At 37.7% G+C, this 20,899-nt stretch carries 14 protein-coding genes; 6 read left to right on the forward strand and 8 right to left on the reverse strand.

The features are described from left to right. Window positions 1-266: 266 nt before the first annotated feature. From NEOC84_RS06855 to dnaK, 6 genes are all read left to right on the forward strand, one after another. Window positions 267-1,970: a hypothetical protein gene (locus NEOC84_RS06855; protein ID WP_166157143.1), complete on the forward strand. Its 1,704-nt coding sequence runs from the start codon at window positions 267-269 to the stop codon at window positions 1,968-1,970. Window positions 1,971-2,257: 287 nt separating this feature from the next. Next, window positions 2,258-3,625, forward strand: a complete 1,368-nt coding sequence (locus tag NEOC84_RS06860; RefSeq protein WP_166157146.1) for a hypothetical protein — start codon at window positions 2,258-2,260, stop codon at window positions 3,623-3,625. Between the two features lie 159 nt (window positions 3,626-3,784). Beyond that, window positions 3,785-4,558, forward strand: coding sequence for a hypothetical protein (locus NEOC84_RS06865; RefSeq protein WP_166157149.1), 774 nt, complete (start codon window positions 3,785-3,787; stop codon window positions 4,556-4,558). 220 nt (window positions 4,559-4,778) lie between these two features. Continuing rightward, a complete protein-coding gene (hrcA, locus tag NEOC84_RS06870; protein ID WP_166157152.1) occupies window positions 4,779-5,972 on the forward strand; it encodes a heat-inducible transcriptional repressor HrcA in 1,194 nt (397 codons plus the stop codon). 14 nt (window positions 5,973-5,986) lie between these two features. After that, window positions 5,987-6,589, forward strand: a complete 603-nt coding sequence (locus NEOC84_RS06875) for a nucleotide exchange factor GrpE (protein ID WP_166157155.1) — start codon at window positions 5,987-5,989, stop codon at window positions 6,587-6,589. Between the two features lie 139 nt (window positions 6,590-6,728). Next, window positions 6,729-8,696, forward strand: coding sequence for a molecular chaperone DnaK (gene dnaK / locus NEOC84_RS06880; protein WP_166157158.1), 1,968 nt, complete (start codon window positions 6,729-6,731; stop codon window positions 8,694-8,696). A gap of 423 nt (window positions 8,697-9,119) precedes the next feature. Here dnaK and NEOC84_RS06885 read toward each other — a convergent pair whose 3' ends face one another. The 8 genes from NEOC84_RS06885 to NEOC84_RS06920 all read right to left on the reverse strand — a co-directional run bounded on the left by NEOC84_RS06885 (window position 9,120) and on the right by NEOC84_RS06920 (window position 20,722). Then, complete coding sequence (locus NEOC84_RS06885) at window positions 9,120-10,496, reverse strand: hypothetical protein (protein ID WP_166157160.1); 1,377 nt, start codon at window positions 10,494-10,496, stop codon at window positions 9,120-9,122. Between the two features lie 206 nt (window positions 10,497-10,702). Next, the gene (locus tag NEOC84_RS06890; RefSeq protein WP_166157163.1) at window positions 10,703-12,103 is read right to left on the reverse strand and encodes a hypothetical protein; all 1,401 of its coding nucleotides are present in this window, start codon (window positions 12,101-12,103) and stop codon (window positions 10,703-10,705) included. Window positions 12,104-12,329: 226 nt separating this feature from the next. Further along, complete coding sequence (locus NEOC84_RS06895) at window positions 12,330-13,487, reverse strand: hypothetical protein (protein ID WP_166157166.1); 1,158 nt, start codon at window positions 13,485-13,487, stop codon at window positions 12,330-12,332. Window positions 13,488-13,506: 19 nt separating this feature from the next. After that, window positions 13,507-14,100, reverse strand: coding sequence for a hypothetical protein (locus NEOC84_RS06900; protein WP_166157169.1), 594 nt, complete (start codon window positions 14,098-14,100; stop codon window positions 13,507-13,509). A 55-nt stretch (window positions 14,101-14,155) separates the two neighbouring features. Continuing rightward, window positions 14,156-15,151, reverse strand: coding sequence for a hypothetical protein (locus NEOC84_RS06905; RefSeq protein WP_166157172.1), 996 nt, complete (start codon window positions 15,149-15,151; stop codon window positions 14,156-14,158). Window positions 15,152-15,179: 28 nt separating this feature from the next. Next, window positions 15,180-16,268 (reverse strand): U-box domain-containing protein, encoded by a 1,089-nt coding sequence (locus NEOC84_RS06910; RefSeq protein ID WP_166157176.1) that lies wholly within the window; start codon window positions 16,266-16,268, stop codon window positions 15,180-15,182. Window positions 16,269-17,237: 969 nt separating this feature from the next. Continuing rightward, window positions 17,238-19,202, reverse strand: coding sequence for a site-2 protease family protein (locus tag NEOC84_RS06915; RefSeq protein ID WP_166157179.1), 1,965 nt, complete (start codon window positions 19,200-19,202; stop codon window positions 17,238-17,240). 383 nt (window positions 19,203-19,585) lie between these two features. After that, window positions 19,586-20,722: a 1-deoxy-D-xylulose-5-phosphate reductoisomerase gene (locus NEOC84_RS06920; RefSeq protein ID WP_166157182.1), complete on the reverse strand. Its 1,137-nt coding sequence runs from the start codon at window positions 20,720-20,722 to the stop codon at window positions 19,586-19,588. Between the last annotated feature and the right edge of the window lie 177 nt (window positions 20,723-20,899).

A 20,899-nucleotide genomic window follows, 5' to 3' on the forward strand; every position in this document is an offset into this window, starting at 1 on the left:
TTGATTGGTTTCATAGTCAACTTTGCAAGAAATTAAGAGCTTTATAATGATTTAGGCGTAAATAAAGTATAGCGATTTGGGAGAAAAAACGCTCTCAAAATATTACTTAAGCATGAAACATCCTTTAAATCATGTCAAACTATTTAGCATCGTATCTCGGCACATATTCTTTTAATTTAATGTTAATAAAATATGTTGTAAAAAAAACATTCTCATTCTATAAATTGTTGTTATAAATAAACTTACGTTTACCCAGGAGAAAAGAAATGTCAGCGCCTACCGTTACAAAAGCTAGAGTTGTAGAGCCAGCTATGGAAAGACAACCTTTAGCAAATAAAAAAAATATGCCAGTTCAGTTTGGTTCAATGAACAGAGGCAAGACTTTTACAATCGCCACTTTAGGAATTACAGCAAGCGTGGCAGCAGTCGCAGCTGTTGCAGCTGCAGTTTTTTCTTCTTACTTGGTAGCTGCTATAGCGGCCACAACATTAGTGACAACAATCTTAGCTACTATTTCCGCCACTCGTATAAATCTTTCTGGTGAAGATTTAAAAAAGCATACTGAACTTAAAATCCAAGTTGCTCGCCTTGAAAACCAACTTCAAGAACTCAATCGGCTAAAGGCCAATGCAGAGGCAGAGCTTCATGCAGGCGAAGGTAAAACACCCTCGCTATTGACCCAAGAGAAATTAGAGGATCCAGCAAAAATTCTAGACAAGCATACAAGCGAAGTAAAAGATATAAAGGAAAAATTGGTGCATCTTAACAAAAGTTTGTTAGAGGCAGAAAGCACGAAGCAACGAATGAAAGATGATTATGAGGCTCAGATAAAAGCAAAAGAAGCTAAAATCCTAGAGCTAAGCAAACAATTAGACAAGGTCCAAAAACAGTTAGAAGAACTACAAAAAAACATTCCTCAACCAACAGTTCCTACCCAGGGGCAAGTAAATAGCAAAGAGAAAATTAAAGTAGAGGCACAGGAGAAGGAAAAGGTAAAGCGGCAAGCCGCCTTGGAGCAACTTATTCAAGAAAAAAAACAGTTAGAAGATAGCCTAAAAGCAAAAAATGCTGACTTTGAACAACTTAAAAGCGTGCATCAGAAATTGTTAGAACAAAAAGAAAATGAGGTTTTTGATCTGCAAGAGAAATTAAAAGCGGTTAAAAAAACGCTGCAGTCTCAACAGCACTCTGAAGAAATAGCTCAGAAAAATGCGGCATTGGAAGCGCAATTAGAAGCGCTGAGAAAGCAAATTCAGAATCAAGTCTCCAACGTAGAGACCAAAGAAAAGCAGATAGTAGAGCTCCAAAAGAATATCCAGAGCTTTCGCCAAGAGAATGAAAAATTAAGTCATGAATTTATCAACTTGAAAGAACTGAATGCTACCTTAGTAGAAAAAATTAAAGAGGAAAAACTTAAACATCCGGAAGATAAGTCCTCCAGCGAGAAACAAGTAAGATTTGCTCAAGAGAAATCTTCTCAACCTGCTGTCCAAACTTCTCCTTTACATTTTACTCCTGAAATGGAAGAAAATTTGAAACAATATTTCAAAGCCAAAGATATGGCCTTAACCTTTTCTATCGATCAGCAGCTCCATATATTAGGTGTACTAAAAAAGAATATCCTAGCATTAGGCAGTAAAGTTAGCAGTGAAGCAAGAGACCCTGCTATTGAATGGATCGATATCAATTTTAATAACCTAATATTTAAAAAATATGAAGCTTTTAAAACAGAAATTGAAGATTTAAGGCAGAAATTAAAGCAGAATAACGCCTTGGTTACCAATGAAAATGAGCTAGAGGAGCTTAAGCAAGAAACGCAAAAACTTAAAAATGAACGGCTGCTTTACTTTAAAGATCAAGCAGAACTTTTAGAAAAATTTAAGGCTAAATTAGAAGAAAATAAAAAAACTAACAAAAAGATTATCCCTCTTGTCGAGCAATGTCTTGCTTCTCTCACTATGAAGAAATAAGCAATAAAGGCTGATCATTTTATCTTTCTTTTAAGGTCTTGCTTTATCTAGCAAGACCTGCCTTCAAGCTGCTTTTCTTATTATATTCTTCGACAAATAAAAAAATAAAGCCAAATACTTTGTTCTTTTAGAGAATAAAAAGCAAGCAGAAAATTTAAACAATAATAGATAGGCTCCCTTTTAAAAAGTTATCTTCCCTAACTAAATCATATTCCTCTTGTAAAAAAACCTAAGTACACTTATAAACTTAAGGTCATTTTACGCTGAATTTTCTAAGGAGAAACAAAATGACACAAGAAGTAATAAATAACGCTTTACAAGCTTTATACCTAGGAGATGGACAGCCCTCCACCCAAAGAAAGGAATCTCCAGGAAATATGCAGGGTCGTCGAGTAGCTACTATCTGCTTTGGCAGCCTGGCAATCATAGCTTCTACCGCAGCAGCCGTAGCGGCCTTCATTTTTGCTTCTCCTGTGATTGCAGGGGCCTGTGCTACTACTGCGCTAACAGGAACACTTATCTCTACCATTCTAGCCAGCAGCCTTAAAGTTCCTTTTTCATTAATTAACCTGGTTAAGAGGCTTACAGAAAAAGTTAAAACTTTGTTTCAAGCTAATAATGCTTTAAATCAACAGATAGAAGAATTAAGAAATCAGCCTATTAATCATGAAGATGAAGTTGCTAAACAAAAAATAGCTCAACTTAATCAACAAATAGATGCACTAAAAGTAGAAATTCGAACTAGCAACGAAGAAACTCACCAATCGAGAGAACGACTTCACTATGCACAAGAGGCTATAGCCAAAGCTGAAGAGCAAATAGGTGAGCTTAATCAACAGATTGATGAAATAAAGGCTAAAATGGGCATTAAAATGGAAGAGACTCAAGCCCTCCAACAACAACTTGAAGAAACAAAGAAAATAGTTGCTGACAAAGAAAAGGAAATAGAAGAAGTAAAAAATTCTTCAAATTCTGAGTCTAATCTCAAGGTCGCGCAAACGGCACTGAATGAACTTCATGCCACTCAGAAAGCGAAAACAGAGATAGAAAAAAAGCTTTCGGAAACGCAGAAAGAGATAGAAAAAATGAAGAAGAAGCTCACTAAAGCCGATTATGAGAAGAGGGCAGTTGAAGTTAGGTTAAAAGAGACAAAATCAAAACTTGATATTGCACAAGACAGCTTAGCCAAAAAAGAACAAGAAATTGGGCTTTTAAGAAAAAATTTAGACAACACGATGAAATTGTCAAAACATCAAGTGGAAGAAATACAAAGCTTAAAAGTTAGGCAAGAAGAGTTAGAAAAAAGATTAAGCGAGAACCCCTCAAGCGATGAAAATGTTACCCCTGCTCTTACTTCTTCCGCTACTGTGGCAGAGCATCTAAGTGCTAATACATCAGCTGAGAATCCAGTGTATGTTGCCAAGATTGAAAAGCTAACTGAAGAGCTTCAGGCATTAAAAACTGCTATTCAAGATAAAGAGCATGAGGTTGAAGAGGTCAGGAGCAAAGCTAAAGCCTATATTCATGAAGTTAAAGAAGGTACACAAAATTTCATTGATAAACTGCGAAACAAAATCTATCACCTGATGGAAAGAAATTCAAGCAAGGAAGAAATTTTAGTAGCGATCGATAAGATGGTAAATGCAATAAAATAGTCCGAACGAAAATAGAGCCAATCTTTTTTAAGCATTTAGAGCTCTGTCTTAGGCAAAAAACAAAAAAATTTTAATGGTTTATTCCTACGCAATAGATTTTTATTCTTTAACAGTTTCTTATATCCTTAAAAAGCATTTTTAAATAAAGGAAAAGCAAAAATGTCAAGCCTTACACCTAATAGCCAGGTTTCGCAGAATGATTCTGCGGCTATTCCATTAGCCGCTTCGCCTCAACCGCCTTCAAATCCTAAGAAAAATTTTTATTCCTTTACAGTAAAAACGATAATATTTGGGGCGACTGCAGCTACTGTTCTACTAGCCATTAAATGTATTAAGCAGGAGCAGATCACCTTGACTGACCCCAGGATTTTGAATAACTTTGAAGCAAAATTTATAGCATTTTCCTCTGAAAAAATTATAGCAACTGCAGCAGGAGTGTGTGCTTTATTGGCAGTAGAAGTCTATAAAAAAAACAAGACGGTCGAACGGTTAGCTGCTAGGAACCTAGAATTGCAAAATGAAGTTAGCATCTTAACGACTACGTTGCAAGAAAAGGCAATTGAGATTCAGCAATTAAATCAATCTCTAGCCATTCCTTCTGTAAGCAGCGAAGGTGAGCCTACACTTACTCCTCCTCCCTTTATAGAGAGCACGCCGCAGGTAAGAATGGATACTAGTTATGAAGTGTTGGCTACTCCTCCAAGAAAACCTCCACTTGTTCCTCCTACCCCTGCCACCCATGCCGCTCGAATTCTAAGAGTATTATATAATGATGAGCTTAATGTGGAGAATAGCGAGCAAATTTTACAGGGGGAAATAGAAGATGAAATTTCATCAACTCCTTTTTCTTCTCCTCACTCCACGCCCCCTACTCCTTCCAAAGATGCTGCGCGGCATCTAAGAAAAATATTTAGCGAAGAGCCTAATTTTTAGAAGCTAAAGCAAATTTTTTCTTAACCTTTCTAGATAAACTTCTTCTCTTAAGTTGCTACTCCCCCTTTTGTGTATCTTACCAAGGGGGGGCATTGATACTTTTTCTCTCTTGAAAAGAAGACTTTCTAAAATTTAGCAATTAAAAACATTAACTGCTAAAAATTGCTTGATCGCAAATACCTGATAAATTATCATAAGTTCACAAAGGAAGGAGCACATCTTGAAAGCGTTAAAGCTTATTACCGTAAAGAAATCGGCTAAACATAACCGTGAGCGGCAAGTTTTAATGGGGCTGATTGAATTATACCTTAAAACTGGTAAACCTATCGGCTCTCATACTCTTAAAGAATTTCGTTTTGAAGAGTTAAGCTCAGCTACCATCCGTAATTATTTCTCGAATTTAGAAAAAGAAGGTTATCTTTCTCAACAGCATTCTTCCGGCGGACGTATTCCTACAACTCAAGCATTCCGACTATATGCTCAGGAACATTCTACCACAAAGCAGACTTCAGAAGCCTACCAACATGAACTTCAAAAACTTCGAGATAAAGAAACTCACGAACTAGCTTCTTATCTACAAGAAGCTGCTGAAACATTAAGTCACCTAGCAAAATGCGCCGTCTTTTTATCGGCACCTCGTTTTGATCAAGATTATATCAATCAAATAAAAATTGTGGAGATTGATCATACGCGCTGCTTATGTATCATTCTTACTAGCATTGGCTTGATACAGACGGAAATCATGCCTCTTGATAAGCGAATGAGCACCTTCTCCTTAAAGCGAATGGAAAGATACTTTCAATGGCGACTCAACCGTATTCATCAATCCTCTAGCTCGATAGATATCAACACACCCGATAATCTTACTGAAGAAGAAAAAAATTTAGCTCAATTATTCTATAATGAAATTATGGTACGCTACATCGTTAGCTATTCCAATTTTACCGATGAAGATATCTATCGCACCGGTTTCTCAAAATTGCTAGCTTATCCCGAAATGCAAGATGTCTCAAAGCTTACCCACTGTCTCTCTTTGTTTGAAAACGTTCCTTCCATGCGTTTATTGCTAAAAGAATGCAGCAAAAAAGAGACCTTAAAGTTTTGGATAGGCGAGGATCTTGATTTTCTTTCTGCAGGCCCGCAAGAATGTTCAGTAGTTACCGTTCCTTATTATGCCAATAAACAGTGTGTGGGAGCTATAGGACTGCTAGGCCCTATACGCTTGCCTTATCGACATCTATTTGGCTTATTGCATAACTTTTCAGAAAACATTAGCGAGGCTATTACCCGAAGTATTTATAAATTCAAAATCACATTTCGCCAGCCACAAAGAGGGACGATTAGTACCCAACCGGATAAGCCATGCTTTTTGGGTGAATCTTCCCTCATGCTGATTGAACACAATGGTACGTAAAAGAGGAGCAAAAAATGACTATTGAAGATATACCTGATGAAGATGAATCTACCCCATCTTTAGAAAAGGAAACAAAGCCTAAAAAAGAGCCAAAAACAGTACATATTAGCGATCTTGAACTCGAGCATCTCAAAAGAGAGATACACGATTATAAAGACAAATATTTGCGCTCGATTGCTGAAGCAGAAAATTTAAGAAAACGTTTAAATAAAGAACGACAAGAAATGATGCAGATGGCTATTCAAAGCGTGATAGTAGATTTTCTTACTCCCCTTGATCATATGGAGAAGGCTTTGTCTTTTACAGATCAAATGTCTGAAGAGGTAAATAACTGGGCCACTGGATTTAAAATGATACTTAATCAATTTAAAGAAGCCCTCACTAATAATGATGTGCATGCTTTTAAATCGATAGGGATGCCCTTTGACCCTCATCACCATGAAGCAGTAGAAATGATAGAAACTACAGAATTTCCTGAAGGGACTGTCGTCGAGGAGAATACTAAAGGTTATAAAATGGGTAGCAAGATTATTCGACCTGCTCGAGTAAAAGTAGCCAAAAAATCAAGTCCTGAGACGCATATAGAGGAAAATTTATCCTCCTCTACCACTGAATAAGTGAAAGTAAACGTTGAATTGATTACAGAAAACGCTTGAGTGAGTGTTGCCTTTTCTGAAAGCAAAGCTATAACACTCACATAAGGCCTTAAGCCAAATAAACCATCACATAGCAAATTACAAATAAGGAGTTTTAAAGATGACTCAAAAAAAATCAAAAATTATAGGCATTGACTTAGGGACTACAAATTCCTGCGTAGCAGTGATGGAAGGTGGAGCTCCTAAAGTCATTGCTAATGCTGAAGGTACAAGAACCACTCCCTCTATCGTAGCTTATAAAGGCAATGAGCGCCTTGTAGGTATTCCTGCAAAGCGCCAAGCTATTACTAATCCAGAAAACACTATTTCATCTTCAAAACGCTTCATTGGCCGTAAATATGATGAAGTAGTGTCTGAGATTAAGACAGTGCCCTATAAAGTTACCAAAAATGCTAATGGAGATGCAGTCTTTGAAGTATTAGGTAATAAGATTGTTAGCCCCGAAGAAGTGGGTGCACAAATCTTAATTAAGATGAAAGAGACAGCAGAAGCATATTTGGGAGAAAAAGTAACGGAAGCTGTGATTACAGTTCCTGCCTACTTTAACGATTCTCAGCGCCAATCCACGAAAGATGCCGGTCGTATTGCTGGCTTAGATGTTAAACGTATCATCCCTGAACCTACCGCCGCTGCCTTAGCTTATGGTTTAGATAAAGAAAAGAGTGATAAAAAAATCGCGGTATTTGACTTAGGAGGAGGCACTTTTGATATCTCGATCTTAGAAATAGGAGATGGTGTTTTCGAAGTGCTAGCCACCAATGGTGACACTCACTTGGGTGGTGACGACTTTGATAACGAAATTCTTAAATGGATTCTTGATACCTTTAAACAAGAAAATGGCATCGATCTGCATAATGATAAGATGGCTTTGCAGCGCTTACGTGATGCGGCCGAGAAGGCGAAAATTGAACTCTCTGGCACACAATCGACAGAGATTAATCAGCCCTTCATCACCATGGATGCTACTGGGCCTAAACACTTGTCTTTAACCTTAACTCGCTCGAAACTAGAAAGCTTAGCTCATAACCTAATCGAGCGTACTAAAGAGCCTTGCCTAAAAGCCTTGAAAGATGCTGGCTTAAAAAAAGAGGACATTAACGAAATTATTCTCGTAGGAGGAATGACTCGTATGCCTGCTGTGCAAGAGGTGGTGAAAGACATTTTTGGCAAAGAAGGAAATAAAGGTGTTAACCCCGATGAAGTGGTCGCTGTAGGCGCAGCAATCCAAGGTGGAGTTTTGACAGGCGAGGTAAAAGATGTACTTTTACTCGACGTTACCCCTCTAACGCTTGGTATCGAAACTATGGGCGGCGTAATGACTCCTCTAGTGGAGCGAAACACTACTATTCCCACTCAAAAGAAACAGATCTTCTCTACCGCAGCTGACAATCAACCTGCCGTAACAATCCGTGTTCTGCAAGGTGAACGTAAGATGGCCAATGATAACCGAGAAATAGGACGATTTGACTTGAGTGATATTCCACCAGCTCCTCGAGGTATTCCACAGATCGAAGTAGCTTTTGACATCGATGCGGATGGTATTTTGCATGTTTCTGCAAAAGACATATCGAGTGGTAAAGAGCAAAAAATTCGTATCGAAGCTCAATCAGGGCTACGTGAAGACGATATTCAACGTATGCTTAAAGATGCTGAACTTCATGCCGAAGAAGATAAAAAGCGCAAGGAAGAAGTGGAAATTCGCAATGAAGCAGATTCCCTCTCATTCCGTGCGGCAAAATCACTCGAAGAGTATAAAGAAAAGCTACCTAAAGATCTTGTCGATACGATCCAAAGCAAAATCGAGGCTATTAAAAAAGCTTTAGAAGGCGTGGATATCGAGCGTATAAAAACAGCTAAACAAGAACTGGAAACCCAAATGCAACATATTGGGGAAGCCATAGCAAAGGCAGGACACGCAGGCAGCCCTGATGCTTCCTATGGGCAGTCTACGGCAGGTGGCCCAGGAGCTGGCTTTGGTGCTGAGCAGCAAGAATCTCAGAAGCAAGGCAATGGAGAAGAGACGATAGAGGAAGCAGACATAGAAATTATTGATGACAATAAAAAATAGATGTCGGCCTTTCAGAAGACAGCGAAAAAAAGCGCTGTCTTCTTTTCTTTACTGTAGCCTACTTTTCCTCCTCTTAGAAATTATACGCTTTAAAAAAACTTAGTCTACCTACCCAACCTTCTGAAAGACATCCCTCTGCTTAGCAAAAGGGATTTTATAAAGTACGTGACTGCATAAGGAGTAGATTAAAAGCGTATTATTCATGATAGAAAATCTTTATCCTATGTCTCCAATTTTTCACGCTTGATGTTGTTTTAAAAGAATAAACAGAGTCTGTCAGAACCTAAAGTAGTGAAATTGTAGATGACACTGCTTAACCTAATAAGCCCTGCATTCAGTCTGCTCGCACGGACAAGCAAAAGCGAATAAGTTAGTTTTATAAAGTATGACTTGTAAATCTGGTCCCCCTGTGACCGCTCATGATTAATCTTGAGGTGGCAGAGGATTGATGGCTTCCATCCCAGCCCCTTGGTTTTCTACCTGTTTATGGAAAAGCAAAATTCTGTGTCCCGAATAAGCAACTTCATATTCATAGCCTTCAGCTAGCATTTGCTCTGAAGTTAAAATTTGAAAGGAATCCACATTCCATACTTCCATCATCGCCGGCAAATCTTGTGCAAGCTTTGCTAGTACCTTTTGCTGCTTGATCTGATAATTGCTTATGGGCTTGGTAGGGAGGCTTATAAATCCTGCTTCGCGTGCATCTTTGGAGGGCAAACTTAATGCTTGAGTCTCTTTTTTTTCTTCAGCTTCATTAGATAAAAGAGTTTGACCGATAGAAAAAAGGGAAGATTGAATATTTTTCCAAAAGGAGGGCGTGCCATTATAAAGCTTTCTTTCTATTTTTCTTTGTTCTTCCTTCTTATCCAAGCCAATGCAAGTAAACATTCTATTAAAGTTTTTTTCCTTTACTATATCATGCTCTCTATACATACAGCTGAAGCATTCGTAGTTTCCTTCATATATGTAGGGTGAAAACCAACGGGATAATTCCAAAGAAGAAACATTAGGATTTTCAAATGTTCCGCAAGAAGTAGTGTAAGTCTTTTCTGCGGGACGACGTGACAAACTTTTCATTCTTTCTATATCCGATCGGAGTAGAACGCTTTCTCCCAAAGGCATATCTTTATACATCTGCTTAAGAACCTTCTCTTGGTCTTCTATCTGCTTACTCTCTACCACCTGATCTTTATCGGTTAAAACTTTACCGAGGATTTTTATTTTAGCTACTTCTTCTTCTACCTCTGAGACCAACAGAGAATATTGCTTGCTTTTAGAAGGCTTGCTTAATTCTTTAGAAACCTCATAAATGCTTGCGATATTCTCGATAGATTGTCTAAGCAACCCCTGTAGTTCTTGCGGTTCTTTGCGCTCGTACATCTCTCTAGATCGCTTATCTTGCAAGCCGTACTGGCCATGATCGAGTAATCCCAATATAGATGTCTCATAGGGAGGGGAATTAATGGCAGTTAGGTGAGAAACCGGAAGAATGTTAGCTGAGGCATGGCAAGAAGGTGAAGTAACAGCCTTATGCTTGGTTAGCACGCCATTTTTTAAAAGCTTTTTTTGGATAAAAACAATAATTCTTTCAAGGATAGCTGCCAAAGCGCCTGCAAAAGGAATACTTTCTATACAGGCAATCAAACGATGGCCCAAGCAATGCTTAGCTTTGGCATAGTTAGAGAGCTGCCAATGCCGAGTAGCATAAGGAGCTCCTGATAAGCCTGTAATTAAAGACAATCCTATATCTTGATAAGATAAATCATATTTTCTAGGATGATCGGTTAAAAGATAAGACATACCTAAACCCTGGTGAATTTTTAAGAGGAAAGCGACCACTTATTAACAATACAAATTAGTATAAAGCCAAAAAAATTATATTAACTTTTCTTTGCTTAAAGGTAGATTAAAAAGCACTTTATCAATTACCCCTCTATTAATTAAACACCTGCATTTTATATAAAAATGCTGGTAGGAAACGAGTATGTACGATTAATAGCTCTTTGCTAATCCGATTTTCCTTGAGTGGATAATGGATCCATGGCTGAGCTTGCAGCCTCTTGGTTTTCTACCCGTTTATGGAAAAGCAGAATTCTATCTCCTGAATAAGCGGCTTCATATTCGTAGCCTTCAGCTAGCATGTGCTCTGAAGTTAAAATTTGAAAGGAATCCACATTCCATACTTCCATCATCGCCGGCAAATCTTGTGCAAGCTTTGCTAGTACCTTTTGCTGCTTGATCTGATAATTGCTTACAGGCTTGTTAGGAAGGCTTATAAATCCAGCTTCACTTGCTTCTGTGAAGGGTAAGCTTAATGCTTGAGTCTCTTTTTTTTCTTCAGCTTCATCCGAAGGTTGATTTTTAGATAAAAGATTTCGACCTATAGAAAAAAGTGAAGACTGAATATTTCCCCAAAAGGAGGGCCTGCCATTATAAAGCTTCCTCTCTATTTTTCTTTGTTCATCGCTTTTGGTAAGATTAATACAAGTAAACATCCTATTAAAATCTTTTTCCTCTCCTAGCTCATGCTCCCTAAACATGCAACAAAAACCAAAGAAAGCCCCTTCTGTTATATAGGATGAAAACCAGCGCGATAATTCTAAGTGTGAGACATTAGGATTTTCAAATGTTCCATAAGAAGTGGTGTAAATCTTTTCTGCGGGACGACGTGACATACCTTTCATCATCTCTATATCCCATCGCAGTAGAACGCTTTCTCCCAAGGGCATATCTTTATACATCTGCTTGAGTACCTTCTCTTGGCCTTCTATCTGCTTACTCTCTACCAGCTGATCTTTGTCAGCTAAAACTTTACCTAAAATCTTTATTTTAGCTACCTCTTCTTCTACCTCTGAGACCAACAGAGAATATTGTTTGCTTCTAGAAGGTTTCATTAGCTTTCTAGAGGCCTCGTAAATGTTAGCAATATTCTCAACAGATCGTTTGAGTAAAACTTGTAGTTCTTGCGGTTCTTTGCGATCGTACACATCTCTAGATTGCTTATCTTGCAAGCTATACTGGCCATGATCGAGCAATCCCACTATAGATGTCTCTGGTAGAGGGGAACTAGTGCTAGCTAGGTGAGAAACCACAAGAGTGTTAGCTATAGCATGGCAAGAAGGTGAAGTACCGGCTTTATGCTTGGTTAGCACGCCATTTTTTAAAAGCTTTTCTTGGATAAAAACAATAATTCTTTCGAGGATAGCTGCCAAAGCGCCTGCAAAAGGAATACTTTCTATACAGGCAATCAAACGATGGCCTAAGCAATGCTTAGCTTTGGCATAGTTAGAGAGCTGCCAATGTCGACTAGCATAAGGAGCTCCTGATAAGCCTGTGATTAAAGATAGTCCTATATCTTTATAAGATAAATCATATTTTCTCGGATGATTGGTCAAATGATAAGGCATACTGGGTTCCTGTTAGATTTTTAAGAGGAAAGCAGCTTCTTATTAACACCACAAATTAGTATAAAGCTAATAAATTATATTAATCTTCTTCCCTCAAATTTAAAATAGAAAACACTTGTTTATTATCAAACTATCATTCTGCTCGTTTCTCATTTAGTAATTAAACACCTGCATTTTATATAAAAATGCAGGTAGGAGACGAGTATGTACGATTAATAGCTCTTTGCTAATCCGATTTTCCTTGAGTTGATAATGGATCCATGGCTGCAATTGCAGCCTCTTGGTTTTCTACCCGTTTATGGAAAAGTAGAATTCTATCTCCTGAATAAGCACCTTCGTATTCGTAGCCTTCAGCTAGCATTTGCTCGGAAGTTATAATTTGAAAGGAGTCCACATTCCATACTTCCATCATTGCAGGCAAATCTTGTGCAAGCTTTGCTAGTACCTTTTGCTGCTTGATCTGATAATTGCTTACGGGCTTGGTAGGAAGGTTTATAAATCCAGCTACACTTACTTCTGTAGAGGATAAGCTTAATGCTTGAGTCTCTTTTTTTTCTTCAACTTCGCCAGAGGATTGATCTTTAGATAAAAGATTTCGACCAATAGAAAAAAGTGAAGATTGAATATTTCCCCAAAAGGAGGGCCTGCCATTATAAAGCTTCCTCTCTATTTTTCTTTGTTCATCGCTTTTGGTAAGATTAATACAAGTAAACATCCTATTAAAATCTTTTTCCTCTCCTAGCTCATGCTCCCTAAACATGCAACAAAAACCAAAGAAAGCCCCTTCTGTTATATAAGATGAAAACCAGCGCGATAATTCTAAGTGTGAGACATTAGGATTTTCAAATGTTCCATAAGAAGTAGTGTAAATCTTTTCTGCGGGACGACGTGACATACCTTTCATCATCTCTATATCCCACCGAAGTAGAATGCTTTCTCCCAAGGGCATATCTTTATACATTTGCTTAAGAACCTTCTCTTGGTCTTCTATCTGCTTACTCTCTACCACCTGATCTTTATCGGTTAAGACTCCACCTAAAATTTTTATTTTAGCTACCTCTTCTTCTACCTCTGAGACCAACAGAGAATATTGCTTGCTTTTAGAAGGCTTGCTTAATTCTTTAGAAGCCTCATAAATGCTTGCGATATTCTCGATAGATTGTTTAAGCAATCCCTGTAGTTCTTGTGGTTCTTTGCGATTGTACACATCTCTAGACTGGTTATCTTGAAGCTGCATTTGAGCGCCCCCTAAAAGATCACCAAAAGACGTATTCTTATTTTCAAACTCTTCTAAAGAAGCTTCTGGGATACCTTGTTCGTGTAAATTTGTATTTGTTAATGTATATTGAGACGCTTGGCATAATGAATTTTCTATATTGTGCATATATAAAATCTCCCTTTAATTAAAAAAGTGTACATGACGATTTAGACGCTTGCAAAATAGTTGCAATGACGCTGAGAGCTAAAGGAGTAATTCGGTGTGCGACCACAGCAGCTGTACACGTATAGGCTATTCCTTGCCCATCTGTGAATAAGGGGCCGTACTTATGTTCTTCTTTTTCTAATGATTGATAAAAAACTATGGTTTTACAGTTGACATACAAACTTTTAAGCTCTCGACTATTTTGGTTATCTTCTAAGTGCTCATCTGAAAGAATTTCTTCAATGGCGTCTTTTGCATATGCTACATCTGCCTCATCTAAATTATATTTATTTTGGGCCATATTTAAAAATGTCAAAAAAAAGGCTTGAAATCCTTCACCTATTTTTGAAGCCGTTTGCCTTTTTATAGTAATTTTTCTAGTTATTTCACAGAATTTATTAAGGGGCTTATTTGTAGGATGTTCAGCTCCTTTAAACCAATCATAGATGACTCTAGAAACTTTAATATCTGTTTTAGAAAAAGTCCCGTTCTTAGGTAAACGATTATATATATATTCTATAACTTCTGCGTCTTCGCTGTTCTTATCTCTAATAACACTTGAAGGTACTATCATGATTACTCCTGGCTGACTTATGTTAAGATATAAAAATGAAATATTAGTTTTGTCTTTAAGTTCTCCTTGTGTTAAGTCCAATTTTAAAAAAGCTTGCACACTCTTCTAGGCGTGCATCAATAGTCTTTTGAATCTTCTTGTCGCTCATCATATTTTGAGGCACAAAAGGAATATCTTCTGGCCAATGATTAGGAAGCTCATGGGGGTGCTGGGCCTTCCATTGATACAATTCTGTACGTTCATAAAGTGTTTTTCCCAAGCCATGCAAGGCTCTAACAGGCCTTCGAATAGGTTTACCGCTGATAGCACATATGTATTGAGAGAAAATAGGATCTTTATGAAAGGTACTGGGAATTTCTTCTAAATTATACCACTTAATCATGCGTAATAATAACTGCCTATTCTTAGCATTTAAAATTTCCGCATTTTTATTCGCATCCTCTTCATATTTACCTTTTATTTCTACAACCACAGGCTCTTGATGGATGTGAGCTAAATATTTAAAGATAAGCTTTGTCGCCAAAAAGATTTTCTCTCTATTAGTATAAACTCGATAGCTTGTAACTCCCATACTAAGACTAGTAGCGGCAAGGTTTCCACCTGTGTCCACCCAACTTAAAGCTTCTTTTGTTTGAGCGGATAAAGTCTCTAATTTAGAAATCTGATCGACAGTTTCGCTTACTTTAAAGATGGCTACTGCCAAAATATCTATCATAGCTATAGGTAAACGCTCATTAGAACCTATTTTATGGCAAGTTATGCGTCCAACGTCTGCAAAATTAGAAGAAAGGGTTAAACCAATTTTAATCTCGTCTGCCGAAACTCCTATTTCCTTACAAAATTGATCCACTTTTTCAGATGTGGCTAGGCGCGTACCTTGGAAGCCGACTTCCAAGGCTCTAAAAAAAACAAAAAGAGCTTCGGCCGTTATAGATAATTTCTCCTCAGTATTTAAGCGATCTGACTTGTGACATACACGTATAATTTCTGTGGCCGCGGGAATGATTTCTAAGCCTTTTACCACTAGGCTTGCAATTTCTAGTGCGCTCATTGATTATCCTCACTTTTTAAACTTATTGCTAATGTGCTAAGCTTTCGTTAATTTTTTCTCTTAAAAAATCTTTAACAGCATTTTCAAAAAATTCTAATCTTGCATCAATAAGCTCTTGCAAATCAAAGCGAGGAAATAATTGCTCTAGCGTTAAGGGACGTCTGGTCATAGGAGAAGTTTGATTGCTAGCCAGCCATAAAGCAATAGCATCTCGTTCATAGAATATGGGCTCTTCGCCTCGGGCAGTAGGATCTTGTACAATATTACGTATAGGAGATAGGGTTAAAGGACAGCTATATTTACTCAAAGTAGGATCTTGGTGAAATTCGACAGGAATTAATGGTAATTTTTTGAAGTTAAAAAGATGATCTGCATCTACGATGTTTTCAGGCAATTGAGCGGCATCAGTTGCCGGCAATGGATTTATATGCTGAACTACCTGTTGCCCTCCATGGCTTTCTCGGATGGCAGCCTGTCTTAAAGCCTCTTCCAAAAATTTTTGTATGATCAGATAGTAGCTTGCCTCTATGCTATATACGCTTGCTTCGGCGATATTAAAGCCAGCACTGAGTTTTTCGAATAATTGAATATTTCTTTCGCATTCTTGACGATCAATCTTTTTATATCCGATAAGGTTAGGATGCTCAGCATTATCATATTCCCATTGGGGACGCATGGCTTCAGAAGTTTTAGCCAATTTTTCTAAATAGATTTTTTCATTAAAGATACTTAATTCGCAAATATTTCTTAATATCCCTGTACAAGGATTAATGGCGCCTTTTGTAATCAAGCGAATGATTGCTGATAATGTATATTTCTCCTCTTTTAAATCTTTTATATGTTTTGAAAATTGGATAGGCCCATCCACCATGCGAGCACCTAGTTCAATTCCTTTGAGAGTTTTTAACGTATGATTGGAAAAGTCTTTTTTCTCCCCTACTAAAGAAAATATATTAAGTACTAATACAGCTGTTCGAGAAACTATCGCCGCAGTCCTAAGTTTGGAGACATTTTCATCGGTAATCATTTGCGCAATATCTAGGCTAATATCAATAGTAGTAAAGAAAGGCCTCATGATAGCGCAGGTTTGGTTAATCGCTTGTTGAATAGAACTCATATTCCCTCCTTTCATTTTTCATAAAAAATTATAAAGAATCTCTAATTTTATAAATTAATTCTCTCCCATGTAAGATCTAGTTTTTATTTCTCCTTTAAGGAATAAACAGAAAATCTTAATTTGTAAACAACAATGTCGATTATTTCCTTTTTAATATGCTATTTTTTCGCTTTCTATGTAACTCCCTTATTATGCTCAGGGGTAATAAATCCTAATAATCTATAACGATTAGTTGGCAGATGGAGAACATAAAAAAATAATGTCTTTAAAGAAGTTAATCCAAGGCAAAAATGCAATCAGCAAAAGTAAAGTTATAGAGAGCTTTTAGTCATAAAATCTGGCCTTTTCTAGATAAAGAGAAACTAGATGGCTGGAAATTACTCCGAAAAGAATTACCTAAGAAGAAGAAAATCTTTCCTCTCCATTAGCCGTGCCAACTAACTACCATGTGAGCTTAGGCTGGAGCCAAAGCCCGATCAGGCGATTTCTTGTAGAAATTAAGCCAAAAGATGGGCAGATTTTATTGATAGAAAAAGAGACAAAAGGTGAAGGCTACTAGAGTTATGATCGTCTAAAAACTACTTTAGATAGCCATAAAGATAAGAATACACTGGCTTTTATTAAAGTATAACCTAAACGGCACTCATAAGGTAGCTTATTACACAGCTTTTTAATCCAATAAGGTTACTCTGCAAGACCTAATCAAAGCTGTAGTTAATCGATTAGACAATTAAGGAAGACTTTAAAGCTTATAAAGGATAGGCTGGACCCCTATGAGGTAATTTAGCTTATAGGCTAGTACTGCAACCGCCTCTTTAGGATCAAAACAGCTCTTTAAAGATTTATTACATTCTACAAAAATAAAGCATGCAAACTTTTTTAGGAGCCTGCAGCCTACGCTTATATGTACTTAATAAAAAAATTGCCTGCCAGCAACAGGCAATTTTTTTTTAAGAACTATGGAAATTTTTACCAATGAAAAAAGCCGCCAAAAATACGACTTAGATCATTAATGGTCAAATATAGAAACATGCCGATCAGGAGGATAGCAAAAGGTAAAACTAACTTTTCTAACATCTTAGAACTAATTTTTCTACCTGTCAGCATTTCCATAAAGGACATGACGATTGTTCCTCCATCTAAGACAGGAACGGGCAAGAGATTTAAGATTCCTAGATTAAGGCTAATCGCTCCTATCCAAAATAAAGCGTCTTGCATGCTAATCATCCAGCTATCATGCACCACTTGCACGATACCAATCGGGCCACTCATCCACTTAGGATTAAGCGCTCCGGTAAATAAAGCTTTTAGGGTACGCCAAATTTCATCGAAAACACTCATAAACATTTGAGTGGGGGCAGGATTATAATTAACTTTAGAATCTTGAGCGGCAGGGAGCCCAAGCATCAGCTCTTTTTCTTTAACAGTAAAATGTTGCATAGCACGAGCCCTTAGCTCAGGATCTTCAACAGCTTCTATTTGCTTTTTTTCCTGAAGGGTTTCTGCTGCTAGCCATGCTTGCTTTTCAGGTGATAAGAAAATTTGACTGCGAGTTTTAGGTTCAAGAGGATTTAAAAGAATAAATTCACCCGCTTGTTGCAAAGGATTTAAAGCAGCCATACTATCAATAATCTTTTGTAAATCCTGCCAATGCAGCTTTTGATCAAAAGCCTTATCGGCCTCTTGCCAAGGAAGAGGAGTAGGAGCTTTAAGCTCTCTTTGTACGATGAGTGTTACTCTTTTTGATTGCAATTGTTGCAATAATTCAGCAGAACTCTTAATAGGAGTATTATGAATAGCAAGAATTTTATCGCCAGGCTGTAAAGCGGCTTCAAGGGATGAGAAAGGAACGGGAGGGAATGCTTCTTCTTCTTTTTCCTTATCGATAAATTTAAGAGAATTTTCTACTACGGCTTGATTAGTTAAATTGTAAGGTAGGACGTAAAGATCTTGTAATTTTAGGTGGCTTAAATCCACCGCATACTGCCAATCCGTTAACTCATCCTTCATATGGGCATCAAAACGTAACTCTTGCACAGGAATTCGAGGCGCTCTAGCTAAAAAGCGCTTATCCCCTCTTTGTACCACCAGTAAGACCCGATCATCATTCAGCATGCTACTAAGCTGCGTAGAGGAGAAAATCAATTCTCCATCTGCCCAGACAATACGATCGCCATATTGAATTTCACTTCCTTGTAAAGGCGAACCATCGGGTAAAGGATTTTCAGCTCCATTAGGTAGCCTATCGTAAAGGATATAATTAGCCGGTTGGAGAATGCCAGTGGTCAAAATTCCTTTTTCCATAGCTGCAGGATGAGGATAAGTTTTTACCGTGAACTCAAAAGGAGTTTTCACGCCTGTGTCGTAGGCAACCTTTTTTCCTTGTACCTGGATGAGGTGGGCACCCATCATAGCCGCATACAGATGATCTTTAGAGCTTTGAAACTGCTTATTATCGTAAGAAATAAGCTCATCGCCAGGACGCACATTATGTTTATAAAGTTCTGATTTAGGATCTATCCAGCCAATTTTAGACGTGTACTCGCTAAAATTTTTGTACCTTCCTCCACTCACCCAAAGTAGGCAAAAAACAATAAATGCGAATAAAAGATTCACAAAAGGTCCCATAAAAGCTACTTTGACTCGCTCTATAGGACGTTTGCTAAAAAAGCTGTCGGGTGCTTCGTAAGAAGATTGATCTTTACCAAGGTCTTGGCCTGCAATCTTGACATAGCCTCCAAAAAGGATCCAGCCAATCTGCCATTTAACTCCGTCGCGTATCCAAGAAAATATAGGCTTACCAAAACCGATAGCAAATGTTTCTACCCGCATGCCTACTCTGCGGGCCATATAATAATGACCTAGCTCGTGAATAAAAATCAAAAAACTCAGTGCAAGAACAGCAAGTATAATGTACAAAAAGCTAAAGATCATGATCGATATAACCCTTTAATTTAACAAAAATGAATGATTAAGAAGACAGAAGTATGCCATAAAACAAAAGCTTTAGCAACACTAAAACTGCACGGCCAGCCTGGTAAAATCAGACGAATTAAAAGTTGATTTCTTTATACATCAGTCTCTTTTAAATTTTTAAGCTTTTATCGTTACTTAAAGTAGCCTAATTAGAAATTAAAAATTAAGCTCTTAGTAATCGACCATAAAAAGCGCTAAGTGAAGAATTTAACGTTAGGCCTTTCGTAAAGCAACAAGAAGCTAAGGCACATAATAAAATTTATTTTACCTTTTCTTTTCCTAGAGAGGGCTTCGCAATCCTGGTTGGCCTCCTTTCATATAAAAAACCTATAAGTTTTGCTTTAAGCCTTTTTAGCTTCCTCTCGCGCTATCTCATCGATAGCAAGAACATCTTCTAAAGTATTTACCTTGGATAGGGGATGGGCGCTCATCATTTTTTCCAATTTATTACTGATATCTTGCCAGCCAATTTCCTTGTTTAGAAAGCGGCTAACTAAAGTCTCATTAGCAGCATTCATATAACAAGGTAAACTACCTCCCTGGCGTATAGCCTCAAATGCAAGGCTCAAGCAACGAAATTTTTTAAAATCGGGAGGATAGAATTGAAATTCATGAATTCTTGTAAAATCAAATTTAGCCAACATCCCTACATGGCGTTCCGGATAAGTCATTGCATATTGAATGGGAACAATCATGTTAGGCTCTCCCATTTGTGCCATTATAGATCCATCTGTAAATTCGATCATGCTATGGATCAAACTTTGAGGGTGAATGACAACTTCGATTTGCTCCATAGGTATACTAAACAACCAATGTGCTTCTATTGCTTCTAATCCCTTATTCATTAATGTCGAGCAATCAATCGTCACTTTAGGGCCCATATTCCAAGTAGGATGAGCCAATGCTTGCTCAACACTTATTTGAGCTAGCTGCTCGCTAGACCAAGCACGAAAAGGGCCTCCTGAAGCAGTCAGAATCATGCGATAAATTTTTTTAGGATCTTCTCCATTTAAGCATTGGAAAAGAGCACTATGCTCACTATCAATAGGAAGTAGATGCACGCCATTCTTTTTAATTAATGACATGATAAGCTCTCCACCCGAAACTAAAGATTCTTTATTAGCTAATCCTACGTTTTTACCTGCTTGGATAGCAGCTACTGTAGGAGCTAACCCTCTCGTCCCTGTCATCGCCGAAATGACCATTTCCGCCTTTCCATGCGTAGCTACCGCTTGCAGACCTTCAAGGCCTGTCACCACTTCTACATGAGGAAGTTTTCTTTTTAGCTCCATCGCCATTTTTTCATCGTAGACACAGACGAGCTCGGGATGAAACTCCAAAGCTTGCTGCTCTAGCAAATCAATATTAGATTTAGCGGCAAGAGCTACTATTCGAAATTTATCTTTCAAATGTCTGGCTACTTTCAATGTATTTAGACCAATTGAGCCTGTACTGCCCAAAATTGAGAGATTTTTCATGCTATCCTTTGTATATGAAGGGGAAAGTATAGCTGAAAAATGAATAAAGTCAATGACAGGCAAGCAAACAGTAGACACCTATCTAGTAAACGAGTGAACAAAACTTCTTTTCATAAAAGTAATTTTTTCCTATACTACCCCCCATAGCTTCTCAAAATCTATCTCATGAGAAGGGGC

It is taken from the genome of Neochlamydia sp. AcF84 (assembly GCF_011087585.1).
Taxonomy (GTDB): Bacteria; Chlamydiota; Chlamydiia; order Chlamydiales; family Parachlamydiaceae; genus Neochlamydia.

Bases quoted from the DNA above. Each gene is read 5' to 3' on its own strand.
- NEOC84_RS06905 (WP_166157172.1), bottom strand. From the start codon at position 15,151: ATGAGCGCACTAGAAATTGCAAGCCTAGTGGTAAAAGGCTTAGAAATC.
- NEOC84_RS06865 (WP_166157149.1), top strand. From the start codon at position 3,785: ATGTCAAGCCTTACACCTAATAGCCAGGTTTCGCAGAATGATTCTGCG.
- NEOC84_RS06890 (WP_166157163.1), bottom strand. From the start codon at position 12,103: ATGCCTTATCATTTGACCAATCATCCGAGAAAATATGATTTATCTTAT.
- NEOC84_RS06915 (WP_166157179.1), bottom strand. From the start codon at position 19,202: ATGATCTTTAGCTTTTTGTACATTATACTTGCTGTTCTTGCACTGAGT.
- NEOC84_RS06920 (WP_166157182.1), bottom strand. From the start codon at position 20,722: ATGAAAAATCTCTCAATTTTGGGCAGTACAGGCTCAATTGGTCTAAAT.
- NEOC84_RS06875 (WP_166157155.1), top strand. From the start codon at position 5,987: ATGACTATTGAAGATATACCTGATGAAGATGAATCTACCCCATCTTTA.
- dnaK (WP_166157158.1), top strand. From the start codon at position 6,729: ATGACTCAAAAAAAATCAAAAATTATAGGCATTGACTTAGGGACTACA.
- NEOC84_RS06900 (WP_166157169.1), bottom strand. From the start codon at position 14,100: ATGATAGTACCTTCAAGTGTTATTAGAGATAAGAACAGCGAAGACGCA.
- NEOC84_RS06910 (WP_166157176.1), bottom strand. From the start codon at position 16,268: ATGAGTTCTATTCAACAAGCGATTAACCAAACCTGCGCTATCATGAGG.
- NEOC84_RS06855 (WP_166157143.1), top strand. From the start codon at position 267: ATGTCAGCGCCTACCGTTACAAAAGCTAGAGTTGTAGAGCCAGCTATG.
- NEOC84_RS06885 (WP_166157160.1), bottom strand. From the start codon at position 10,496: ATGTCTTATCTTTTAACCGATCATCCTAGAAAATATGATTTATCTTAT.
- NEOC84_RS06860 (WP_166157146.1), top strand. From the start codon at position 2,258: ATGACACAAGAAGTAATAAATAACGCTTTACAAGCTTTATACCTAGGA.
- NEOC84_RS06895 (WP_166157166.1), bottom strand. From the start codon at position 13,487: ATGCACAATATAGAAAATTCATTATGCCAAGCGTCTCAATATACATTA.